22 protein-coding genes are annotated in these 18,748 nt (G+C 45.1%); 10 read left to right on the forward strand and 12 right to left on the reverse strand.

The features are described 5' to 3' along the window. Positions 1-74: 74 nt before the first annotated feature. From DET_RS08635 to DET_RS01495, 4 genes are all read left to right on the forward strand, one after another. Complete coding sequence (locus tag DET_RS08635; protein WP_041223318.1) at positions 75-608, forward strand: hypothetical protein; 534 nt, start codon at positions 75-77, stop codon at positions 606-608. 74 nt (positions 609-682) lie between these two features. Next, positions 683-1,276, forward strand: a complete 594-nt coding sequence (locus DET_RS01480; RefSeq protein ID WP_010936059.1) for a hypothetical protein — start codon at positions 683-685, stop codon at positions 1,274-1,276. A gap of 336 nt (positions 1,277-1,612) precedes the next feature. Beyond that, on the forward strand, positions 1,613-2,077 hold the full coding sequence (locus DET_RS08640) for a hypothetical protein (RefSeq protein ID WP_041223320.1): 465 nt from the start codon (positions 1,613-1,615) through the stop codon (positions 2,075-2,077). Positions 2,078-2,089: 12 nt separating this feature from the next. Beyond that, complete coding sequence (locus DET_RS01495; RefSeq protein ID WP_010936061.1) at positions 2,090-2,359, forward strand: hypothetical protein; 270 nt, start codon at positions 2,090-2,092, stop codon at positions 2,357-2,359. Here the strand turns inward: DET_RS01495 and DET_RS01505 are convergent. From DET_RS01505 to DET_RS01545, 9 genes are all read right to left on the reverse strand, one after another. Further along, complete coding sequence (locus tag DET_RS01505) at positions 2,349-2,693, reverse strand: hypothetical protein (RefSeq protein WP_010936062.1); 345 nt, start codon at positions 2,691-2,693, stop codon at positions 2,349-2,351. The two genes, DET_RS01495 and DET_RS01505, sit on opposite strands and share 11 nt — an antisense overlap. Then, positions 2,693-4,453, reverse strand: coding sequence for a hypothetical protein (locus DET_RS01510; protein ID WP_010936063.1), 1,761 nt, complete (start codon positions 4,451-4,453; stop codon positions 2,693-2,695). The genes DET_RS01505 and DET_RS01510 overlap by 1 nt, the downstream gene beginning before the upstream one ends. Further along, positions 4,450-5,439 (reverse strand): hypothetical protein, encoded by a 990-nt coding sequence (locus DET_RS01515; RefSeq protein ID WP_010936064.1) that lies wholly within the window; start codon positions 5,437-5,439, stop codon positions 4,450-4,452. Before DET_RS01515 ends, DET_RS01510 begins: the two co-directional genes overlap by 4 nt. Further along, on the reverse strand, positions 5,436-6,245 hold the full coding sequence (locus DET_RS01520) for a hypothetical protein (protein ID WP_010936065.1): 810 nt from the start codon (positions 6,243-6,245) through the stop codon (positions 5,436-5,438). The genes DET_RS01515 and DET_RS01520 overlap by 4 nt, the downstream gene beginning before the upstream one ends. Before the next feature lie 9 nt (positions 6,246-6,254). Next, positions 6,255-6,683, reverse strand: a complete 429-nt coding sequence (locus DET_RS01525; protein WP_010936066.1) for a hypothetical protein — start codon at positions 6,681-6,683, stop codon at positions 6,255-6,257. Next, on the reverse strand, positions 6,684-7,046 hold the full coding sequence (locus tag DET_RS01530; protein ID WP_010936067.1) for a hypothetical protein: 363 nt from the start codon (positions 7,044-7,046) through the stop codon (positions 6,684-6,686). Between the two features lie 5 nt (positions 7,047-7,051). Then, entirely contained in the window at positions 7,052-7,432 is a 381-nt protein-coding gene (locus tag DET_RS01535) for a hypothetical protein (protein WP_148184965.1), read from the reverse strand. Between the two features lie 84 nt (positions 7,433-7,516). Then, positions 7,517-7,777: a hypothetical protein gene (locus tag DET_RS01540; protein WP_010936069.1), complete on the reverse strand. Its 261-nt coding sequence runs from the start codon at positions 7,775-7,777 to the stop codon at positions 7,517-7,519. Positions 7,778-7,841: 64 nt separating this feature from the next. Further along, entirely contained in the window at positions 7,842-8,297 is a 456-nt protein-coding gene (locus tag DET_RS01545; protein WP_010936070.1) for a hypothetical protein, read from the reverse strand. A 146-nt stretch (positions 8,298-8,443) separates the two neighbouring features. Here DET_RS01545 and DET_RS01550 point away from each other — a divergent pair, with 146 nt between their 5' ends. Genes DET_RS01550 through DET_RS01565 form a run of 4 tightly spaced genes read left to right on the forward strand, consistent with a single transcriptional unit; the run spans position 8,444 to position 15,761 of the window. Next, positions 8,444-8,740 (forward strand): hypothetical protein, encoded by a 297-nt coding sequence (locus DET_RS01550; RefSeq protein WP_010936071.1) that lies wholly within the window; start codon positions 8,444-8,446, stop codon positions 8,738-8,740. Then, entirely contained in the window at positions 8,721-10,991 is a 2,271-nt protein-coding gene (locus tag DET_RS01555) for a DUF2341 domain-containing protein (RefSeq protein ID WP_010936072.1), read from the forward strand. Before DET_RS01550 ends, DET_RS01555 begins: the two co-directional genes overlap by 20 nt. Position 10,992: 1 nt before the next feature. Beyond that, positions 10,993-15,366 (forward strand): metallophosphoesterase, encoded by a 4,374-nt coding sequence (locus tag DET_RS01560; protein WP_010936073.1) that lies wholly within the window; start codon positions 10,993-10,995, stop codon positions 15,364-15,366. A 50-nt stretch (positions 15,367-15,416) separates the two neighbouring features. After that, on the forward strand, positions 15,417-15,761 hold the full coding sequence (locus tag DET_RS01565; protein ID WP_010936074.1) for a hypothetical protein: 345 nt from the start codon (positions 15,417-15,419) through the stop codon (positions 15,759-15,761). A 111-nt stretch (positions 15,762-15,872) separates the two neighbouring features. On the opposite strand, the gene DET_RS01575 is transcribed toward DET_RS01565, so the two are convergent. The 3 genes from DET_RS01575 to DET_RS01585 form a co-directional block, all read right to left on the reverse strand. Then, positions 15,873-16,079 carry a hypothetical protein gene (locus DET_RS01575; protein WP_041223432.1) on the reverse strand — a complete coding sequence of 69 codons (207 nt, stop codon included), beginning with the start codon at positions 16,077-16,079 and terminating at the stop codon, positions 15,873-15,875. Between the two features lie 89 nt (positions 16,080-16,168). After that, the gene (locus DET_RS01580; RefSeq protein ID WP_010936075.1) at positions 16,169-17,128 is read right to left on the reverse strand and encodes a tyrosine-type recombinase/integrase; all 960 of its coding nucleotides are present in this window, start codon (positions 17,126-17,128) and stop codon (positions 16,169-16,171) included. Beyond that, a complete protein-coding gene (locus DET_RS01585; RefSeq protein WP_041223322.1) occupies positions 17,125-17,418 on the reverse strand; it encodes a hypothetical protein in 294 nt (97 codons plus the stop codon). Before DET_RS01585 ends, DET_RS01580 begins: the two co-directional genes overlap by 4 nt. A gap of 315 nt (positions 17,419-17,733) precedes the next feature. On the opposite strand from DET_RS01585, the gene DET_RS01595 reads away from it, so the two are divergent. Both DET_RS01595 and DET_RS01600 read left to right on the forward strand, forming a co-directional pair. Then, positions 17,734-18,402, forward strand: coding sequence for a LexA family protein (locus tag DET_RS01595; RefSeq protein WP_041223323.1), 669 nt, complete (start codon positions 17,734-17,736; stop codon positions 18,400-18,402). A 74-nt stretch (positions 18,403-18,476) separates the two neighbouring features. After that, positions 18,477-18,743 carry a hypothetical protein gene (locus tag DET_RS01600; protein ID WP_010936076.1) on the forward strand — a complete coding sequence of 89 codons (267 nt, stop codon included), beginning with the start codon at positions 18,477-18,479 and terminating at the stop codon, positions 18,741-18,743. Positions 18,744-18,748: the final 5 nt, after the last annotated feature.

An 18,748-nucleotide genomic window follows, 5' to 3' on the forward strand; every position in this document is an offset into this window, starting at 1 on the left:
TAAAGCCAAAAATCTTATCGGATGGGAGGCTTCAAAAAACAAATGATTTTTGAAGGAATAGTTGAGGTGACGGCATGACAGCCAAAGGGTTCAAAATAGAAGCCTGCGGAATGGGGTTTAATAATACCGGTTATCCCGGAGCATTTACACCTGTGGTTGTAAGCATAATCAAATCCCTCATTAGCGGTAATATCCTGCACTTATTCTCTGGCTCCAGCACGATAGGAAGTGAGCGAGTAGATATTGCACATCAAAATGCTACGGCAAATTGTACTGTTGAGGAATTTATTGCACAGGATAAACGTCACTGGGATTGGGTTATTCTTGACCCCCCTTACCAAATTACACGCACTGATGCAAAGCTAAATGGGTATGGAATAAAGGGGGCCGTTTCGTCTTGTGTCCAAAAGAGGCGTCCGTTAATTAGCTGGTTGCGTCAACATGCTGATAACGTAATATGGCTAGACCAGTGTGCGCCAATAATTAAAGGATTTAAGCGAGAAAAATTATGGTTATTGTTGCCTGGTGGATTTCATTCAGTGCGTGTACTGACGTGGCTTAGCCGTAACCAAATAGAGCTGCCATTAGTAACCAGCAACAGGCAATAGGAGTGTAAGAGATGACAGCAATTAAAGAGCTCCTTTGTAAAGAGATAAGACATCAAAATTCACAATTGTAAAAAATGATGGCCTATCTTAATAAAAATTGTGCTAAGGGAAAGGAAAGAAAATCAATGAAAACTGTTTTAACTAAAATCAAAGGTATCACCCCATTATTGATGCACAGATTCCCGATGGCGGGGGCAGACGATACGTCAAAAAGACGCACCGGCGTACCAGATTGGAAGGCAGAGGCTGAACTATCGTTATACAAGGATGATCATGGACAAATTTATCAGCCAGCGAGCCATATTGAAGCCTCGCTTAAAGAGGCCAGTAAAACACTAAAAATACCAGGCAAACGAGGGGCAACCTATTCAAAACTCATTGGTTCCGCTGTCTCTGTTTCCCCTGATGCTATCACTCATTTGATACAGAATTATGAAACCGATAGTCGTCCTGTTGTCATACAGAAAGCACGGATAGTACGTTACAGACCAATATTTAAGGAGTGGGAATTAGAATTTGAAATCAATATTGGAGATGAACAAATTCCTATTGAGGTTGTTAAACAGGCCTTAGATCATGCCGGACTATACGTAGGGATAGGTGATTTTCGCCCAGGACGTGGGGGTAAATTCGGTAAATTCATAGTTACAAAATTTATTGAGCAATAATGCAGCATACAGGGTAGGGCGGGGCATGGTCTGGTAAGGCACGGTGGGGCTAGGACGGACCGGGCGGGGAGGGGTAAGGCAGGGCAGGGTAAGGTTTTAAAAAGTGAGGAGATGATAAAAATGAGACATCTTAAAGCAGTCTGGCCGGATGGTTCTTTTATTGAAGGCATTCGTCCCAAGAATAGACTATTCGAGAGCCCCGGCACGCATCATTTAATAGTTACCGAAACGAATCTTGATAAACAAAATTTAATAGGTAAGCGAGTCGCTATTCCGATTTGTGGACCTCAGTATTGGGTGGTTATGGAATAAACACAAAAAAGAGGAGTGAACAGCATGGAAAAAGCAATTGTAAATTGTCCTAAGGTCGTAACGTTCGGCCAGATACGGTCATTTAAATCCAAGCAGATTATAGAAGAAGGTGAACCGGTCTGGCTGGATATAGAGTTCGAGGCATTTTTAGAGCAGTATGAACTAAAACTGCTGCTGGATATCAATAAAATGAGATATCCGATTGATTTCATAGCGGTTTCATTTGCTGGAACGGATGAAAATACCCCTCACAGAGTAGTTACGTTTGAAGAGATAGACGACGTTCAGATGAAACCATCTGTAAACGTACCTGGGCGTGGGCAGAATAATCCAGGCTCGATGCTAAGTGCCTTAATCCATGGAAATATTAAGCCAATCATGCGGGTATCGTTTAGCGCAAACGTGCCCGAGAACTATCAGGAACCCCGAATCGCTTCATCAACCATGGGAGTAAAAACAATCATATTCAACTTTATGGGGACTAAATAGAGAGGTGAATTTATGAGCAGGACAGGTGTTGTTGAACGGGGAGAGGATGATTTTAACCTACGAATGCTTCAGAATGAACTGGATATCTGCGCCGAGGAAATGGGAAGCGCTGGCTGTGAAGGGTGTTCATGCCAGCGCCTCTGTGACCGTTTATGGGCGTCAATAAAGCCCGCCAGAGATAATATGCTGTCAGTGGATGAGTATTTTGATTACAGCCGGAAGTTTAAAGAGCTTCGGGCGGCAAGATACTGCCGCCAGTATTTGCCGTTGATTATCGCCTGAATGACAGGATTACGCCTAAAACAGTACCGGCTGATATAGGCCAGAGTAAAAACCACTTGATTACAGACCATCCGCCATCCAGAAATGAATAATCCCATGCTACCAGTTTCGGTAAAGCGTGGGTGAAAAACCCGATTAAACCGTTTGTGAAATTCGCAATTGTAATGCCAATATTGGCCATCGTGCTATCGGTATAACTCATTACCTGGAACCCCAGTAAGGCATTAAAAAAATTCTGCTCGGCAGTACCTATCCAAACACCGTCAAGTATCAGACACATAGCATTGCCGATTACGAAGGCAAATACTACCCATACCAGCCATTGAGGACGCATCAGAGACTCACCGTCTTTCTGTTTACCAGTTCAGTAGCCGCTACGACTACAAATGGCAGGACTGTCCATAAATCAGCTCCCAAAGCGGCAGACAAGAACCCTGTCCAGATACCACCTGCGATGATACATGGCAATAATTTACGGGTTACTCCGAACGATATCATGGTAATAGCAGCTCCGCCGCCGAATATAAACGGATACCAGACAAATTCAAGCGGGATACCTGCTTCGGATATAATCTCATTTATAGGGGACAGGAATTCAAGCCGGTCAGGATCCAGCGCTCCGAAAAATCCGGCAGGCGTATCAGAAATTTCATCATCATCTATAATCTGAATACCTTTGTCATCTCCAGAAACTACTAATGCGCTCAAATTGTAGGCGTTGTAGCTGATTATAGCTGCCGAGACATCCGCATCGGTGGTTGTTGTCCGGAATGAGGGCGTGGCATCATTACTATTCCCGGATAGATCCGTAAATGTAGTGGCGTATTGCCATTCCCACGAGCCTTTTAATACCCCACCAATCGTTATTTTAGCGTAGTACAGGTAAGGCATGGATCCGTTAGCCCCGATAACCCAGTTATTGGCATTATCAGTAATAGAGCCAGCATAAGCGGCAGAATCAGCCAATATATTGTCAACGTATAAAGAAAATGTTCCCCCGGATAAAACAGTTTTTACTGTATGGTCGCTAGATATTATTCCGGTAGCTGTTAGTGTTACAGCAGGAGTATAGCCACCTACAACAAAATAATAATCATAACTGTCTGCTGACCAAGTTACGCCGCTGTCCGATGACGAACACTTAGTTCCACTGGCATAAGCATCCGAATTTTCTGACCACACCTTAATATAATTAGAAGCGTCTCCAGTCGGGCAAGAGAAAGCCAAGGCATAAGAAGTTCCGGAACTTAATTTTGCTGACTGACTTAAGTAAAATGTTTGGGCGCCAGCTGACCCACTGATAGTAGATGCGCTAATTGATCCAGTTGCAAGCGCAGTACCAGTTGGCACTCCTCCAGATACGGCGTAGATATATACATTAAAATTTCCGCTTGGCGCTAATATTTTCTGACACCATAATGTAATACTGTTGACATATATATCGCTAATAGGGATAAAAGTTTGTCCATACCAATTTGCTCCGTAGACTCTGGATGTGGTGGCTGAATAATATGTGGCTTGGCTAATATTTGCTGCTGATCCGATTAGCGCAACAATTTCGCCTGCATTATTCGGGTAGCAAATATAAGCACCGCCTTTGTCGATTATTAATTTGCTGGTCCCGCTGGATGTATTTATATACCCACTCAACTCAATCTCAAAATCACTCCCCAGCTCCAAAGACGCAGAATCAACAACGCTCATACCGGCTGTGTCAGGGAAATAGGCCAGTTTACCGCCCATAGCAGTTTCACCGCCTGTATACAGGCTGTAATTAAGAACGGAATTCTGCGCTATCTGGTCAATCCACATAATCCACGGATCAGATCCTTGCCCGGGCATAAAAGGTATGTCATTACCGATGGAATCACGCAGGGCCAGATTAGTAAAGCCCGAATTAATGTAATACCCGTCCAGCAGGCTTTGGGTCGACCAGGTAAACGGCGCTGACACTTTCATGGCCGTATAACTGCTATTGGTAGCCCGGATATCCGCCCGGTATATAGCATCTGTTATATCAGACGCTAAGATAGTGCCCGGCCCAATCAGCACGGACATGACAAACATACTGACTGCGATAATAAATTTTTTCATGCGTGTTTACCCATCAATAAATATCCCAGATACAGAGCATTAAGCAGCGTCAGAATGGCCAGAATAGCCGGATGCAAAAAACCCATCAGAGTTGAGCCATTCAACACATGGATGCCCGCAATCATAGCCGCCTGGTTGTCTGACCATTTGCTCTGTCCCCAGACAAACAATAGAATAACCAGTACTCCCACCCCGAAGCTGGTCACTATCTGCCAGTCCATGGAGAACAGTTCGGCCAATCCGGCTAGAAACGCTCCTACTACTGTTCCGTCCCATTGCAGTTTCCATTCATCAATTTTAATCGGGTTCCAGTCACGGTCTGAAGTATCAATAGTCTGGTTTTGCACCGAGAATATTTTGGGGCACATTGTCTGTAATCCAGGGATTGTGCCCTTGCCATAGGCCGCGCCGGTATCGTTTAAGATCGTGCCCTGATTAGTTTCAGTAAGGAGTTTGACCGCCCAGTTGATTTCCAGGGTACGGCATACCTCTATAACCCAGTTGCCCATCAGCACCTGATTCTCTGATTTAGTATCAAGCTGACTGTAATCAGAGCCGGTCAGGGTATAATTAACCTCCGGCGGGCTCCCCCAGTATTGTGGAGAGCCAACCATTTTTACTATCAGAGCAGCTTCCCATACGGGTGAATTATCAGCTGTAAAATAGAAGGCTGAATATCCCATGCCATAGCCGGAGTCAGCATAAGCGTAGGGTTCTACCGCTCCCAGCTGGGTTACTCCGTCAGTATCCATTAAGCGGAAGTGGAACAACTTGTTAGCCGGAGTAGTAGGCTGTCCAGAATCATAAGCAATAGTGTATTTAAATGCATACAGACTATCGCCGGCCTCAACGATATTATGAACCACTTGCACATCGTCTATTGAGAAGGTGGTAGGAGTAGTGGGATCAGCCGCCATTACCTGGGCAGCAGGACTTCCCAGTACCAAGACTACCGCCAGTAATAAGCCGCAAAGCACCTTTTTCATAGTGATTTATCCCTGGCCAGGCGTTTATGCAACACTCCCATTGTTTTGGGACTAACACCCTGTTCGATTAAATCATCCATAATCCGGCGGTCCATTTCCCGGTGTTCTACCTCATCTTTGGGCGACAACGGCTCTTCTTCCAATTGTCCCGGCCGCAGGTCAATTCGGGTTGTCGGTTTGATTATTTCAAACTTTTTCATACCCTCAAATATATCTACAGCCGCGAAAGTATCATAGTATTCGCGAATAGGCTTGGCAGTCAGCAATTTCGTCTTCAGCTGAGACCAGGGTTTACCGGTAAAAAAACCCAGGCAGTCAAAGGTCACCCAGCGGATTATTTCGCCTCTTTCCAGCTTGCGGTCTTTTCCCCAAGGCGACCAGTATAAGTCCCAGCATAGGGTTAAGAGATGGGTCTTATTACGCATCCGGTAATACAGATCGCCCCATTCCTGAATGGTATAGTTAAAGCCCATGCCACTTTTGCGCCGCTGTTTGGCGATATACGACATAAGCAGATTGAACATTGACATAGAACGTGACGAATCCATGAAGTTGTCTATTTCATCAATAGAGACTATATGCCCCCTGAAATTCTCTATCGGGGTCATAATCATCTGTTCCATGGTGACCGGATGGGAGAGCAGGATTCGCTGGCCTTCAGAATCCCTCTCTTGCCGCAGATAAATATTGTAGCCCGGGAAAGTAGCAACCTGTCCATCCTTGGCAAGATGTAATACATCAAGATAGGTCATACCTATACTTTTTCCGGAGCCTTCTGGACCGATAAATCCCCAGTTAAACGGCATCTTTCCCCCTTACGGTCCCCGATCATCTTTGGCGTCACGGTTTGCCGCCAGTTTCTTTGAGGTATAAAGCTCAGGTGCAATCCGCTGTGATAGCGCCATCACGACTTCCTTGCGGGCCATCCCGTCTATGGAGACATTGGCGGCCATTTTGAAAAGAAGTTTTTCTTCTCCTTCTTTGTCATTGGTGGCTTTACAGCGTGACAGGTATTCGACCGCGGAATTTACCTGCCCCTCATTCTTGAAACAGGTTCGCATAAGCAGTTTGAGAGGCGTTTCACCGGGGTCTACCAACTCCTTAATAACTGACGGGACTTGAGCGTCACCTATCAAATTTTGGACGTCATCGACATTTATGCCACTGCCGTTGCCATTGTGGTTAGACGATGACTGGAAAGGGGTAAATCCGTTTTCAGTGCCAAATGGAGTTTTCCTAGCCATTTATGCCCCCGTTCCTGTAAAAGAGCTATAAATGAGGTAGATAAAAAACAGGAGAGCCAGCACAATCGCTACCTGCAAACCTATTTTTATGCGTTCAGGCCATGGATTGGTACGGGAAAATAGCTCTTTCACTAGGTAAGTCCAGTCCAGATATCGATATGTCCGTTCAGGCGGCTCTTTCATTTCAGCCGGTACCCGGTATTCACTGAGAACACCATTTACAGACTGATACAAAAATACTGTCTGCCCCCTGAAGCGCCAGCGCCGGCCGGCGGCATTTTCTATATGCTGAAGGCTGAAACCGTTTTCACGGTCCAGCACCAGAGTATTCGGTTTAAGATTGTTATTATTTTTATTCTTCATAATTATTACCCCGGTAAATGGAGTGTGCCGTTAGAGATAAGCCCCACTATGACCATCAGAATAAACAGCAGGGTTATGGATAAAATTGTTATAGGAAGCCAGTTATTCAGCCATGATTGCTTGTGCTCTTTATCCAGGCTGACATGAGCCTCTTCCCTGCACTCATGAGAGATTGCATTAACTAGTTCACGTATGGATTTGGCATCACGTATATTTTCTTTTGTCCCGCCGAGAAGCACGGGGGCTGTATCCCGTTCGTTTATTACCAGAGTTGACGGTCCGATACCGTTTTCCCCTGGGATTAGAGCGTCAGGGAAAAGCACCCATGCCTCCCGGGTATCTTCATCTACAGCCACGCCCTTATATACCGGCAGATCTGGTTCCAAGATACGAGAGTCTTCGGTAAGTTTGAGTGACGGTTGTATCCGCTTTGTTTTCTGCCAGGGCATGCTCATAGTAAAGAGTGGGGACTAAGAATATTTCTTGCCGGATTTGCTTTTGCTGGAGCTTCTAGCGCCACGCACACCCTGGAATGTGAGCAGACCGCCGCCGAAGATCATGGCAACCAGGATCAGAAGAGGCAGCACGTTAGCAAACGGCTCGAGGCCGGTGTAATCGGCTATGTTGGCATCCCCGGTAATAGCGGCCACCCCGTCCAGGATGATCGGATAAATTACCAATGAAACCGCTATAGCAGCAACACCCAGGACGACCTTCCAAATATTTCCCACTTTATTCACCTCCTCTCATTACTGTGTATTTAAAAAATGGACAATCAGCTAAAGTTTCAGGCCATCACCCGCGGCCTTTGACGCTTGACCAGATTCCGGCAACTAAGACTGAAATAATCGCAACCAATATCAACAGAGGAATAATGCCCGCGAATGCTCCCATACCGGTAAAGCCGGTCAAGGCATCGTGTTCGTAGGTAATAGTCAGAGTCCGTGAATCCTCAGCTGCTAGACCAGTCACGGTTAAAGTTTTGGTAGCTTGAGTCCATGTGCCGGCAACAGGAACATCAGTAACCTCATCTGAGGTAATGGATATAACCGAAGTATTGACGTTGTTATAAAGCTCATACGTAAGTACAACGCCCGCTGAGGTTTCACCCGCTCCGGTGGCCACAGCCGCTTCGGTCTCAACATACCTGTCAGTCTGGACGTCATGGGTACTGTCCATAACCATGGGGAAAATAATGAAAACGACTGCAATGCCAATAATTCCGATGACTACCCCAAATATCTTCTGCAAAGCCTTCTCACCCCCTTCCATAACAAAATATTTTTCTGTTATTTGCGATTGTAGAGGGTATTTTTTTATTTAAGGTCTACTCAAGTAGGCGTTAATCAGATAAATCTTTAATAAAATTAAGAAAATCTTTACTGAGGGATTTGGACATGTACACTGTAACTATGAATGCAGAAAAGCCGGAGAGGCAGAGAATGCCGGGCAAGACCCATGCAGTACTGGGGCTGAAAGAATCATCACACGAGGTGCTCTCGTTTGTTGACGATATCAAGTACCTCAGAAAAAAGGTGGGACCGCGCTCCCTGGCCAGAAGTTTGGGTGTCAGTAAAATGACTGAACTTTACTGGTCGCGGGGTGAACGGCTGCCGTCTAATCCAATGTTATATGAGAGTGTAAAAGGATGGGCGGAGAGGGAACGGGCAATAGATGCTGCGGCGGTTAGTTAAATTTATATCTGTTATAGTCCTGCTGGCTGGCCTGATTATTCAGCCGGCTGCTTCGGTAACAGCAGCTGACCAGCTGACCGTCCACTTCGAGCGTATCTACGAAAGCCCGGTCAGTGTGACCTTCCGTGTCACTATCACCAATGAGGGTAAAGCCCTGCCCGACCTGCCGCTTGAAGTCCTATTTGACGGATTGAATGTCTCAGACCTATCTCGTCTTACTATTACAGAGCTGACCATAAATGAATATCAGGTCAGTTACCCTACCCAGTTTGAAACTATTGAAGAGAGTTATACTGCTACCGGTAAATTGGTACTCAGTATAGATGCCAGCGGCCAGACCCTATACCAGGATGTTTCACTTCCGGTTATGGATAAATCAGGTAACCTGGTTTCATCCGGAGGGGAAATTATCAAATCAGGTGCCTATGATAGGATAGATCAGAAAACAGGTACGGTGTACTGGTTTACGGATATCCCGGTTGCCTGGCAAACCAGTACTATACAGGAGATTATCCCTATAGAATTGGCTGACTGGACAGCAAAATCCAAGTCTCTTAAGGACAATAAACTTAAGACCTCTATATCTTTACCTGAAAAGAGCCTGGAAAAGAACCCTAAAGGTGATACCGGCTGGGGCAGCGGTACCCGGGTATGGGACGTCACCTTATCTCTTCCCCTGCTGACTACTGATAGCGGATGGGGCAGTCAGGGACTGATGAAATGGGATTTAGCCGGCACAATCTACTATGATGATACTAACTCCAGCTGGTGGAATAATAACTGGCTGTACCGCCGTTTTATCGCCCTGGATATGACCACAATCTCCGAAACTCTGACCAATTTCCCGGTGTATATCAAACTGGATTCCACCAATTTTGATTTTAGCCGGGCACAGGATAATGGAGAGGATATCCGTTTTACAGATGGGGTGAGTAACCTGGATTATGAGATTGTCAGCTGGGATTCTGTATCTGAAACAGCTGAGATTTATGTCAAGAATCCTGTTCAGCTGGCCAATGTGGCTACTGATGGCATATATATGTACTACGGGAATAAGGCCGTCAGTGATGGACAGAATCCCGCCGGTGTCTGGTCAAACGGATATGTGGCTGTGTACCATATGTCTGATGCCAGCTCTACCCTAATAAATAGCTCCGTAGGCAGCCTGCCAGGTACTAAATCCGGCGATATGGCCGCACAAACCGCCGGACTGCTGGGGTATGCCCAGTACTTTGACGGAATAAATGACCAGATAATCGTTGCCTATAATGCCATTCTGGATATTACCAGCGGCAGCGTAGAAGCGATTATCCTGCCTGACAGCGCCGGTACAGACGGCTATATCTTTGCTAAGGGCAACCCTGCCCTGGGCTACTACTGCAATACCCGCTATATTGGCAGCATAAACCGGATAGAATGGGCGGGACCATCAGCTGTCCAGAGTAATAATGTTTTTACCGATACTGACTGGACATATATTTCGTTTACCTGCAATGGCCGGGCTATCAGCTTCTACCATAACGGCACTGCCGCCGGATCACAGACCCTGAGCTCTGACCCGGACACTAATACTGACGGGTTATATATTGGCAACCGGATGGGCGGCAGCAGCGGCAGCACCTATTTTGACGGTCTGATTGATGAACTGCGTATCTCGGGTGTTGTCCGCTCGGCTGCCTGGTTGGCTGCTACTAATTTAAACCTTATGTCTCCGGATACTTTCCTCATTTTCGGCACAGAAGAGGGAAAGCCGGCAGATCCGGCTAACCTCTCAGCTGATATCTCAGGAAATAATATTGAACTGACCTGGGTAAAAGGTGACCTGTCCCTGTCTACGGTCATTGTACGGGGCAGTCTGCATTATCCGGAATCACCAGATGATGGCCTGGTAGTATATGACGGCCCGGCTGAAAGCTTCACCGATACCGGTGCTGCCGGAGAACTAAGCACTCACTACTACAGAGCCTGGGGATATTCCGGCTGGGGATATTCGGACGGATACAGCCAGGACAGAACGGAGGGAATCATGATTGGAGTTATCATTACCCTGGGACTGATAGCTATTGCCTATATAAAGCGGGATATCATTATGACTATTATCGCCGGGATATCCCTGCTGCTCTTAGGCTACGGCATTATAGATCCGGATATTGGCGGAAATGCCATTATACAGGCTCTGCCTATTATCCTGATGAGTGTTTACATGATAATCCGGGCAGCCATCTACGCTACTAACAGAAGAGAGGTATGATATGTCCATATTATATGATCCTTCAAATCCTGTAAGCGGGTCTTCCAGCCGGGCAAAACTGATTGAAAATGTCTCAGGCCGTGATGCAGTTATTATCAAAGCGGCCGAAAAACAGCGCAATGGACAGGCTATCCAAAAAAACACTACCGGTCAGTCTGATGTATCGGTCAAAGTAGCTAATGATATCTGGACTATAACCGCTCCCGGCGGGTTAAAGTACGAAATCAATACCAAGAACGCGGAAGGAGATGTTGCCCAGTATATAAATAACTTTCTGGTCAACGCTCAGGCTCCGGATAATATTATCCAGGGCGCGGCGGAGCAAGTCCCCGTGATAAAATCCAGTGGCAGAGCTATAACAGTAGAGAGTGAAGCGGCAGGCAGCAGCAAAGGAGTAGCTGAGCAAGAACCTAAAGTAGGAGATAAGAAATTCACTGCCATAACTGAAGAGAGTTTAGCGGCCGGCAGTGGCAAAACGTACACATATGAGCCGGTAAATGATTCTGATGCCGGCACCGATAACAGCTCTGATACCACAGGTACCGATAACAATGTTAAGGTCACAGTGGATAATTCTACCGCTTGGACGTTTACTACCCCCAATGGCACAGTCTACACCGTGCCTATGGCGGGCTTAGCCTGGTCAGACCCCGCCAAAATGCACGAATATATAACAGAGTACCTCGCCAGCATCGGCGCGCCCGCAAATGTCATCCTAGCGGCTGTGGAAAGAACACCAGATGTACTTCAAAATGCCCAGCTCCGGACTGATGATATAGACGAGCTCAAAAATACCCTGGCCGGCATGGATAAATCTACCGCCACCGCTAAGGCTCTGGCAGCTTTTATTGATGCCAAGGGTTTTTCATCCCTTTCGCCTGAAGAGCAGTTTAAAAAGGCGATTGAATACGGTTTGATACCGGCTGATTCGGTCTATGTACCGCCTGATTCCGGATATAACGTAGGCCAAAACGCACCGCCCGGAATGCCTGATGACGTGGCTGTAAGCCTGGGGCTACTGCCATCAAATGAACAGATTGAATATAACGCCCCCAATTTTGACTGGGCGTATATGCCCAAAAATGAAGCTGATAAGTATTTTGCTGAACTTAAAGAGATTGTGGGTTATGATGTTAGCTCTGATAACCTCAAACAAGCTATGCGTGAAGCAAATGAAATTGTAACCAGGCAGAACCTACAGGCCAGCTCAAAGTCTATATCAGACGCGGTACTGGAAAATATTGCGAAGCAGAAACTATCCGGGCAACTAAGAATGGCTGACCTGTTAGGTATGAAACCGTCTGATATCTATAACAAAGACGGCAGCCTGAATTCTGCCAGAATAGCTACAATTCTAGGTGGCCAACCCAGTGACTACAAGACGATTGATGACGTCCTCAGAAAATCAGCAGACCAGGATTCAGGATTAGCCCGTGATATTATTAAAGAGATCTTTACCTTTGGGCAAGCCCAAACCAAGACATTCAACAGAGATGATCTATCCAAAGAATACGATAAGGCCGCCTGGCAAGCCGGAATCAAAGGCATGGAAATGGCCGAGAGTAAAGAGGAATTCATTACCCGGATAATCAAGCAGCAAAACACCGGGGAAGTTCTCAAAGATTTTACGATCTATATGATTCCCATAGTCGGCACATTGTATTCAATCGGTAAGGGCGATTCCGGCGGTCAAATAGCCCTGTCAGCTGCTATTGATGTGGCTACCTTTATCCCATTTATCGGACAAGCAGCTGCAATAGCCAGAGCTGGAGCTAGACCCGCCGCGGCATTGGGTAAAGCAATATTGGCAGAAGTTAAAGCGCCTCTGACCAGTGTCCTACACCCATTGGCAACTGCTAAGGTGGCTCTATCCCCGTTTGAAACCATGATTATGCCCCGTAAGATCCCTCTAAGCTCAGCTGAATTGAGCTTCCATACCGTCCGTCTGCCCGTTGTTGATGTCGGCGGTAAAAAAGCGCTTGCAATGGCCCTACGGGATGAAATAACTAAAAAGGCCATCGCGGGTAAAACAGCCAAAGCTACAAAAGAGGGTGTAACAGCGGAAATACAAACAACCGCTCTGAACAAAACCATAGCTCCGGCCGTAATCAGCGCTACTCCGGATGTCCGCCCCTTTTTAGACGGCCTGACTGTGGGCGTAGTCAAGGATGATGTAAAAGGAGCTGCTTCTGTAGGTAAAGGTAGAGATTTATTTGTATCTCCTTCTTTGCATACCAAGTTTTCTATGTCTACAGCCGCTGGCGTTTCAGGTTCTAAAGGCGCTCTCAAAGGCGCAATTATTATCAGAGACCCGGAATTACTTTCAAAGCTGAAAATCTCCGGCAAAACATGGGCCGGCACAGCCGAAATAGAGATGCGTCTGCCCGCCGGTACGGTATTGCCAAAACCAGACCAGCTTTTATATTCCCGTGATGCTTATGGAGATCTCTTACATATACTGGTAATTAACGGCAAGGCCTCTCCGCTTACGCAGACAGAAATAAACCAGATGAAGATTATCGGTTCAGCTGATACTCTAAAGAATATATTTAATCCGGGTACAAAAGCCAAGGTCAGCAAAAAAGCAGGTAAAACTACTCCTTACGATGAGTTAGTTGAAGCTCAAAAAAATGTAACTCAGATCAAAAAGCAGCTGGAACAGCTTAAGAAGACAGGTCGAATCAGCCCTCTATCAGAAGGAACATACGCCCTGGGTGATTTGCACGGCAAATATAACCAGGTAATGCATACGCTCACCAGAGAAGGCTTCGTAGATGAGGCCGGCAACTGGATAGCCAAAGATACAACCCTTGTACAGGCCGGTGATATTGTAGACCGAGGTTATGGCGGCACTAAACTGATTAATAAGATGCAGGTTCTTGACGCACAGGCTAGTAAAATGGGCAGCCGTATAACTACTCTCATGGGTAACCATGATATAGTATTCGGAGCAGTAGCAAGAGAGCTGAAAACTCTGCCTCCGGAACTGCTTAGCCAGGCAGGCAAGGTACGTTCGAAAGAGTTGCTTGGTAAATACGCCGAATATTTTAGAAGTACAGGTAATGAAACTTCAGCTAAATTAATGGAACTCTTTGCTGATGGCCGCGGGCATGTGGCTGAGGCCTTATCAGCTGATAGTAAAACTCTGGAATGGCTCAAAGATCGCCCTGCAATGTACGTAAAGGATGGGGTTCTATATGTCCATGCAGATAGCCCTAATGTATATATGCAGCTCTTAAAAGAAGCTAAAATCAAAGGGTTTAAAGGCAGCAATCTTGAGATCGTAAACAAATACACTAAAGAACTGGCTAAGACCACCGAAGGATCTAAGCATTTTTATGACTTGATGGTCAAAAACCGCTATCAGATGACTAAAGAATCAGCAATGGAAATGCTGAAAACATTTGATGCTGAAAGACTCGTTCATGGGCATACACCTCAAGGTGGCCGCATAACTTCCAAGTATGACGGATTAGTGACGAATATTGACTCAGGATCCGGTACCAACGGCGTATCCAAAATACATCATATAGGTGAACAGAATATCAAATTAGTTCGTAATAAAGCCCGGGCTATAACACGCGCCGAGATGGAAGCTGAATATGCTCGTGCTATGGAAGAATTCAGGATGCGGGACATGGCCGTCAGACGTGGCTATACGGTGCCTTATACAGTAGGAGGTTTCGTAGGGAAAGCTGTAGCAATATCGGCACGCCCTCAACAATCGAGCCGCAGGATAGCTACATCAAAAGAAGCCCGTGCAACATCTGAGCTAAGACGCCCTATACCAAATAATAGAAGAATAGATACCCTCCCTCGCCGCGGTGGAACTGGTATAAGGGTCACTGATAATCTATCGCGTTATACTAATACCAGCCAGCGAATAAGTACCTCTGCAACCAGGGTGCCCAGTGAAGGGCGTGTAAATCCTCCTGAGACAAGAGTTAATCCTCCTGTCAGTAATCCGCCGCCACGTCCCCCAATAGGTACTTATACGCCAAAAGAGCCTGATAAAAAAAGGCAAGTGACTACTGAAATAACACGCCCTAAACTGAAAAACGGAGATGTAGCATGGAGACAGGGGGCTTTGGGCAGTGGTGGCGATCAGCGCCCGGTCTGGTATATAAAACGTGCTGATGGTCATGTTGAAATAGTATTCCAACCGCCTGAAGATGCCCCCAGGCTTGAAGGTACTCCGGAAGAAACATTCTTTACTCGTGGCAAAAAGCCACCCACTAATCTTACTCAGGAAATGGGTGTTACCACTGCTAAAATTGATATTGAACGTAATCCGGAGATAAGGTTTGTTCAGGCAAAAGCACCAAAGATTAAGCAGAGTATTCCCAGGCATATTCGCCGCTCAATTGGTATGTGACCAACTAAAGTACTATTGACAGATGTTATAAAGCGGAATTAATATGAGCTATGGATATTGTATTGGCTCTCATTATAGGGGCAGTAGGAGTTGGGTTCTTATTCGCTCTAGCATATTTATTTGGTTCTTTACAAGGCCATATAGATAATCTGCGACGGAGATACTACTATATCGGTTACCACAATATTGTTGATAATTCTAAAATGATAGTATCTGGTCCTTATGAAACATCTGAAGAGTCCTTAGAATTTGTTATAGGTAAGCCATATATCGCATATGCTTTCCAGTACAAATTAAAAACCTTAGATGTCACAACAGCAGCAAATCAGATTTCTAATGGGGCTAAATACGCCCAATTATATGAGTTAACTCGCCCGCCCAATATCAATAATTAGCCAGTGACAAAGTGTCACAAATATTCCCAGATATAGAAAGAGGCCGGGTAAAATACCCGGTCTCTTTGTTCTAAAGGTAAAAGATAATAGTGATTGTATTTGCAGGGATTATTACTTTGTTTGCCTATTATAAGGCGACTGATTGTTGGGCCTTAAAGAAATACCCATCTCTCCTGCTGCACTATATATTGCATCTGGAGTTCTTCCTAGCTTTAAAGCTATCAATCTGGTCGGTGTATTCCCTGCGGCCAATTCGCGCAATATTTTGGTATCGTTATCATCCCATCGTTTACCATTATTCTTTGCTGAATTACTCATGATTATCTCCATTCTTTCTTTTTAAAATTCAAGTCTCCTTAAATATCTTTTACCTCTTATTTAATTATAACAAAGTATGCAAAATATTTTTACAGCTTTAGATTATCAACCGGGCTAAACTTCTTATGCGCTTCAGCTGCTGCTTCTGATTGTAACGAAGCCGCATAACGTCTGGTCATGGCCAATGTAGTATGTCCAAGCATTGATTGCACTTGGAATAAATCCCCGCCATTCTTTATCGACAATGTCGCGGCCGTATGGCGAAAGGTATGCGGCGAGTTACGGACATCCTTCAGCCCGGCTCTTTCGCCTAATCTATGAATAGCCAAATATATACCTTTAGGCGTGAGAGTCTTACTGTCAGTAGTAACCCAAAGAGACGGATTATTATCAACTCGGGCATGTAGATATTTATAAACTGCCATCTGGGTGCGTTTAGAAATTCCCACAACACGCTGTTTACGTCCCTTACCCCAGACGCTGATTGTTTCTCTATCTACATCAATATCTGAAATATTGATGTTCGCAAGCTCCCCTAACCTAATCCCATTATCAATTAACACCAGCATAATAGCCCGGTCACGTAAACTCAAAATACCTCGCCCTTCACACGCTAAAAGCAACGACCTTAGTTCATCCGGATAGTAAGGCCGAATTATTTTTTTGGGAACTTTTGGCGGACGGATAGGAGCCATCGGGCTAAAACTGATAACACCTTCTCGTGTTAGCCAATTGAAAAAAACTTTAATAGAGCGATAATAACCGTGGACACTTACCGGCTGACAAGTTTCCTGTTTGGTAAGTAAAAATCCTCTTATATGTGAGGCAGTAACTTCTTTTGGATCTGTAAGACCAAGAGCTACCATGTAATCGATTATCTGACCAATCTTCTGCCGATAATCAAAAATAGTCCTGCGGGATAAATCTTCAACACGGCATGCCAAAAGAAATGCTTCAAGGTGACGTCTAAGACCAGTGGATACAATCAGGGTATCAAGTTTACGTATAGTTCTATCGTGAGCTTGGGGTGCAATCAGGGTATCTTTCACCGCACTTTTTGGACAGCCGCCGGTGTATTTAGCTTTAAAGTAGGCCGTACAGGTCTCGAACCTGTGACCCTCTGATTTTCTTTATTAGCAGCCTTAAGGGCTTTTTGCTGTCTTAATAGTTCAATATTTGCTAATCTAGGTCTCCCACCAAGCTTACCGATTTTCTGTAACCACTCGACTCCGTATCGTTCCAGAATAGCTTGACCTCCGAGTGCTCCGGCATTTTTACGTTGCCGAATTTGAGATGGAGTCATGGGATATAGTTCTATTTCTGATTTATTAGTTTCCATCGTTCTCCTCTGTACCAAACATCGACTCTTGAATTTGGAGACGCAGTTCCGGATAAGTCCGAGCGACACTTGTCAAAAATGCAGGTGAGGGTTGCATTTTTTTGTGCTTAATTCTGCACCATATTGCTGGGTCAAATCCTATTGTCCGGGAAAATTGGTTTCCCGAGATGCTGTTTTTGCCAAGGTATTGTTTGATAATATCAACTATTTTGTTGCTCATTTCTACATGAGGATACCACTACCATTGACTTAAGTCAATATATAATTGACACTTTTGTTAAATATATCTACAACTTGTAAATATTCAACAGGCAAGTGAAAATAGGTGCTATGGAAGATAAGTCATCAATAGGTATAACGCTCAAAGAGTTACGCAAAAAAATAGGTATGACGCAGAGTGAATTAGCCCGGAGATCAGGTGTAGATCGTGCCTACATATCCCAATTGGAAAGCGGGAAAACATATAGTGCTACACTTGGAATTGCGCAGAAGTTAGCGCGTGGACTTGATATTTCGACATCAGCATTATTGGGTGAGAAAGAAGAATCTCTTGGTAATTTATTAAGCCGCGCACAAGCAATATCCAGAAGAATGGATGATATTGAATTCATCCCAGTAATTGGTTATATACCCGCAGGATATCCGGAATTAGTAGATGAAGAGGCAGCATCTGATTATGTTCCTGTCCCAAAGGAATTATTAAAAAATGCGAGTAAGAGAGTGTATGCGTTGAGAGTGAGCGGTGAGAGCCTCAAAGGGGATGGGATTGAAAACGGCGATATAATCATTGTTGATAAAGATTCAGAGATGTTTGAAGGTAAAATTTATGCCGTTCGTACAGCGCATAATGAAGTGACTGCAAAACATCTATATTTGAATAATGGACAGATTATTCTGCGGTCCTCAAATGGAGATTATAAAGATTTAGTTATGACTAACGCTGATATATTGGGAAGAGTTATTGCTTCTATCAAAAGATTCTAATATACATAACATAATGCAAAGGAGAGTGGCTCCGCCTGGTTTTTTAGCTTTTGACTTTTAATCAGATAGGAGGAATGGACAGCCGCCGGTCTGAAAACCTGGGGCAACTTAAACGGCTTATAAGGCTGAAATACTTTGGGGCGAAGTGTGAGCTTCGTCCCAGAAAGGGGAATGAGGCAATGCCTCAACAACAAGTGGCTTATCGTATCAAGAATGAACGCACCGGTCAATGGTGGGAGGGAAAGGCTGATAGCCCGATAGATGCCATGCGGAAAGCCGGCAATGAATTCCCGGTCAGAAACCCTAAGTTCGGCTATTTCCATTTAACTAGTCTGAAATGAGGTCC

The organism is Dehalococcoides mccartyi 195 (assembly GCF_000011905.1).
Taxonomy (GTDB): Bacteria; Chloroflexota; Dehalococcoidia; order Dehalococcoidales; family Dehalococcoidaceae; genus Dehalococcoides; species Dehalococcoides mccartyi.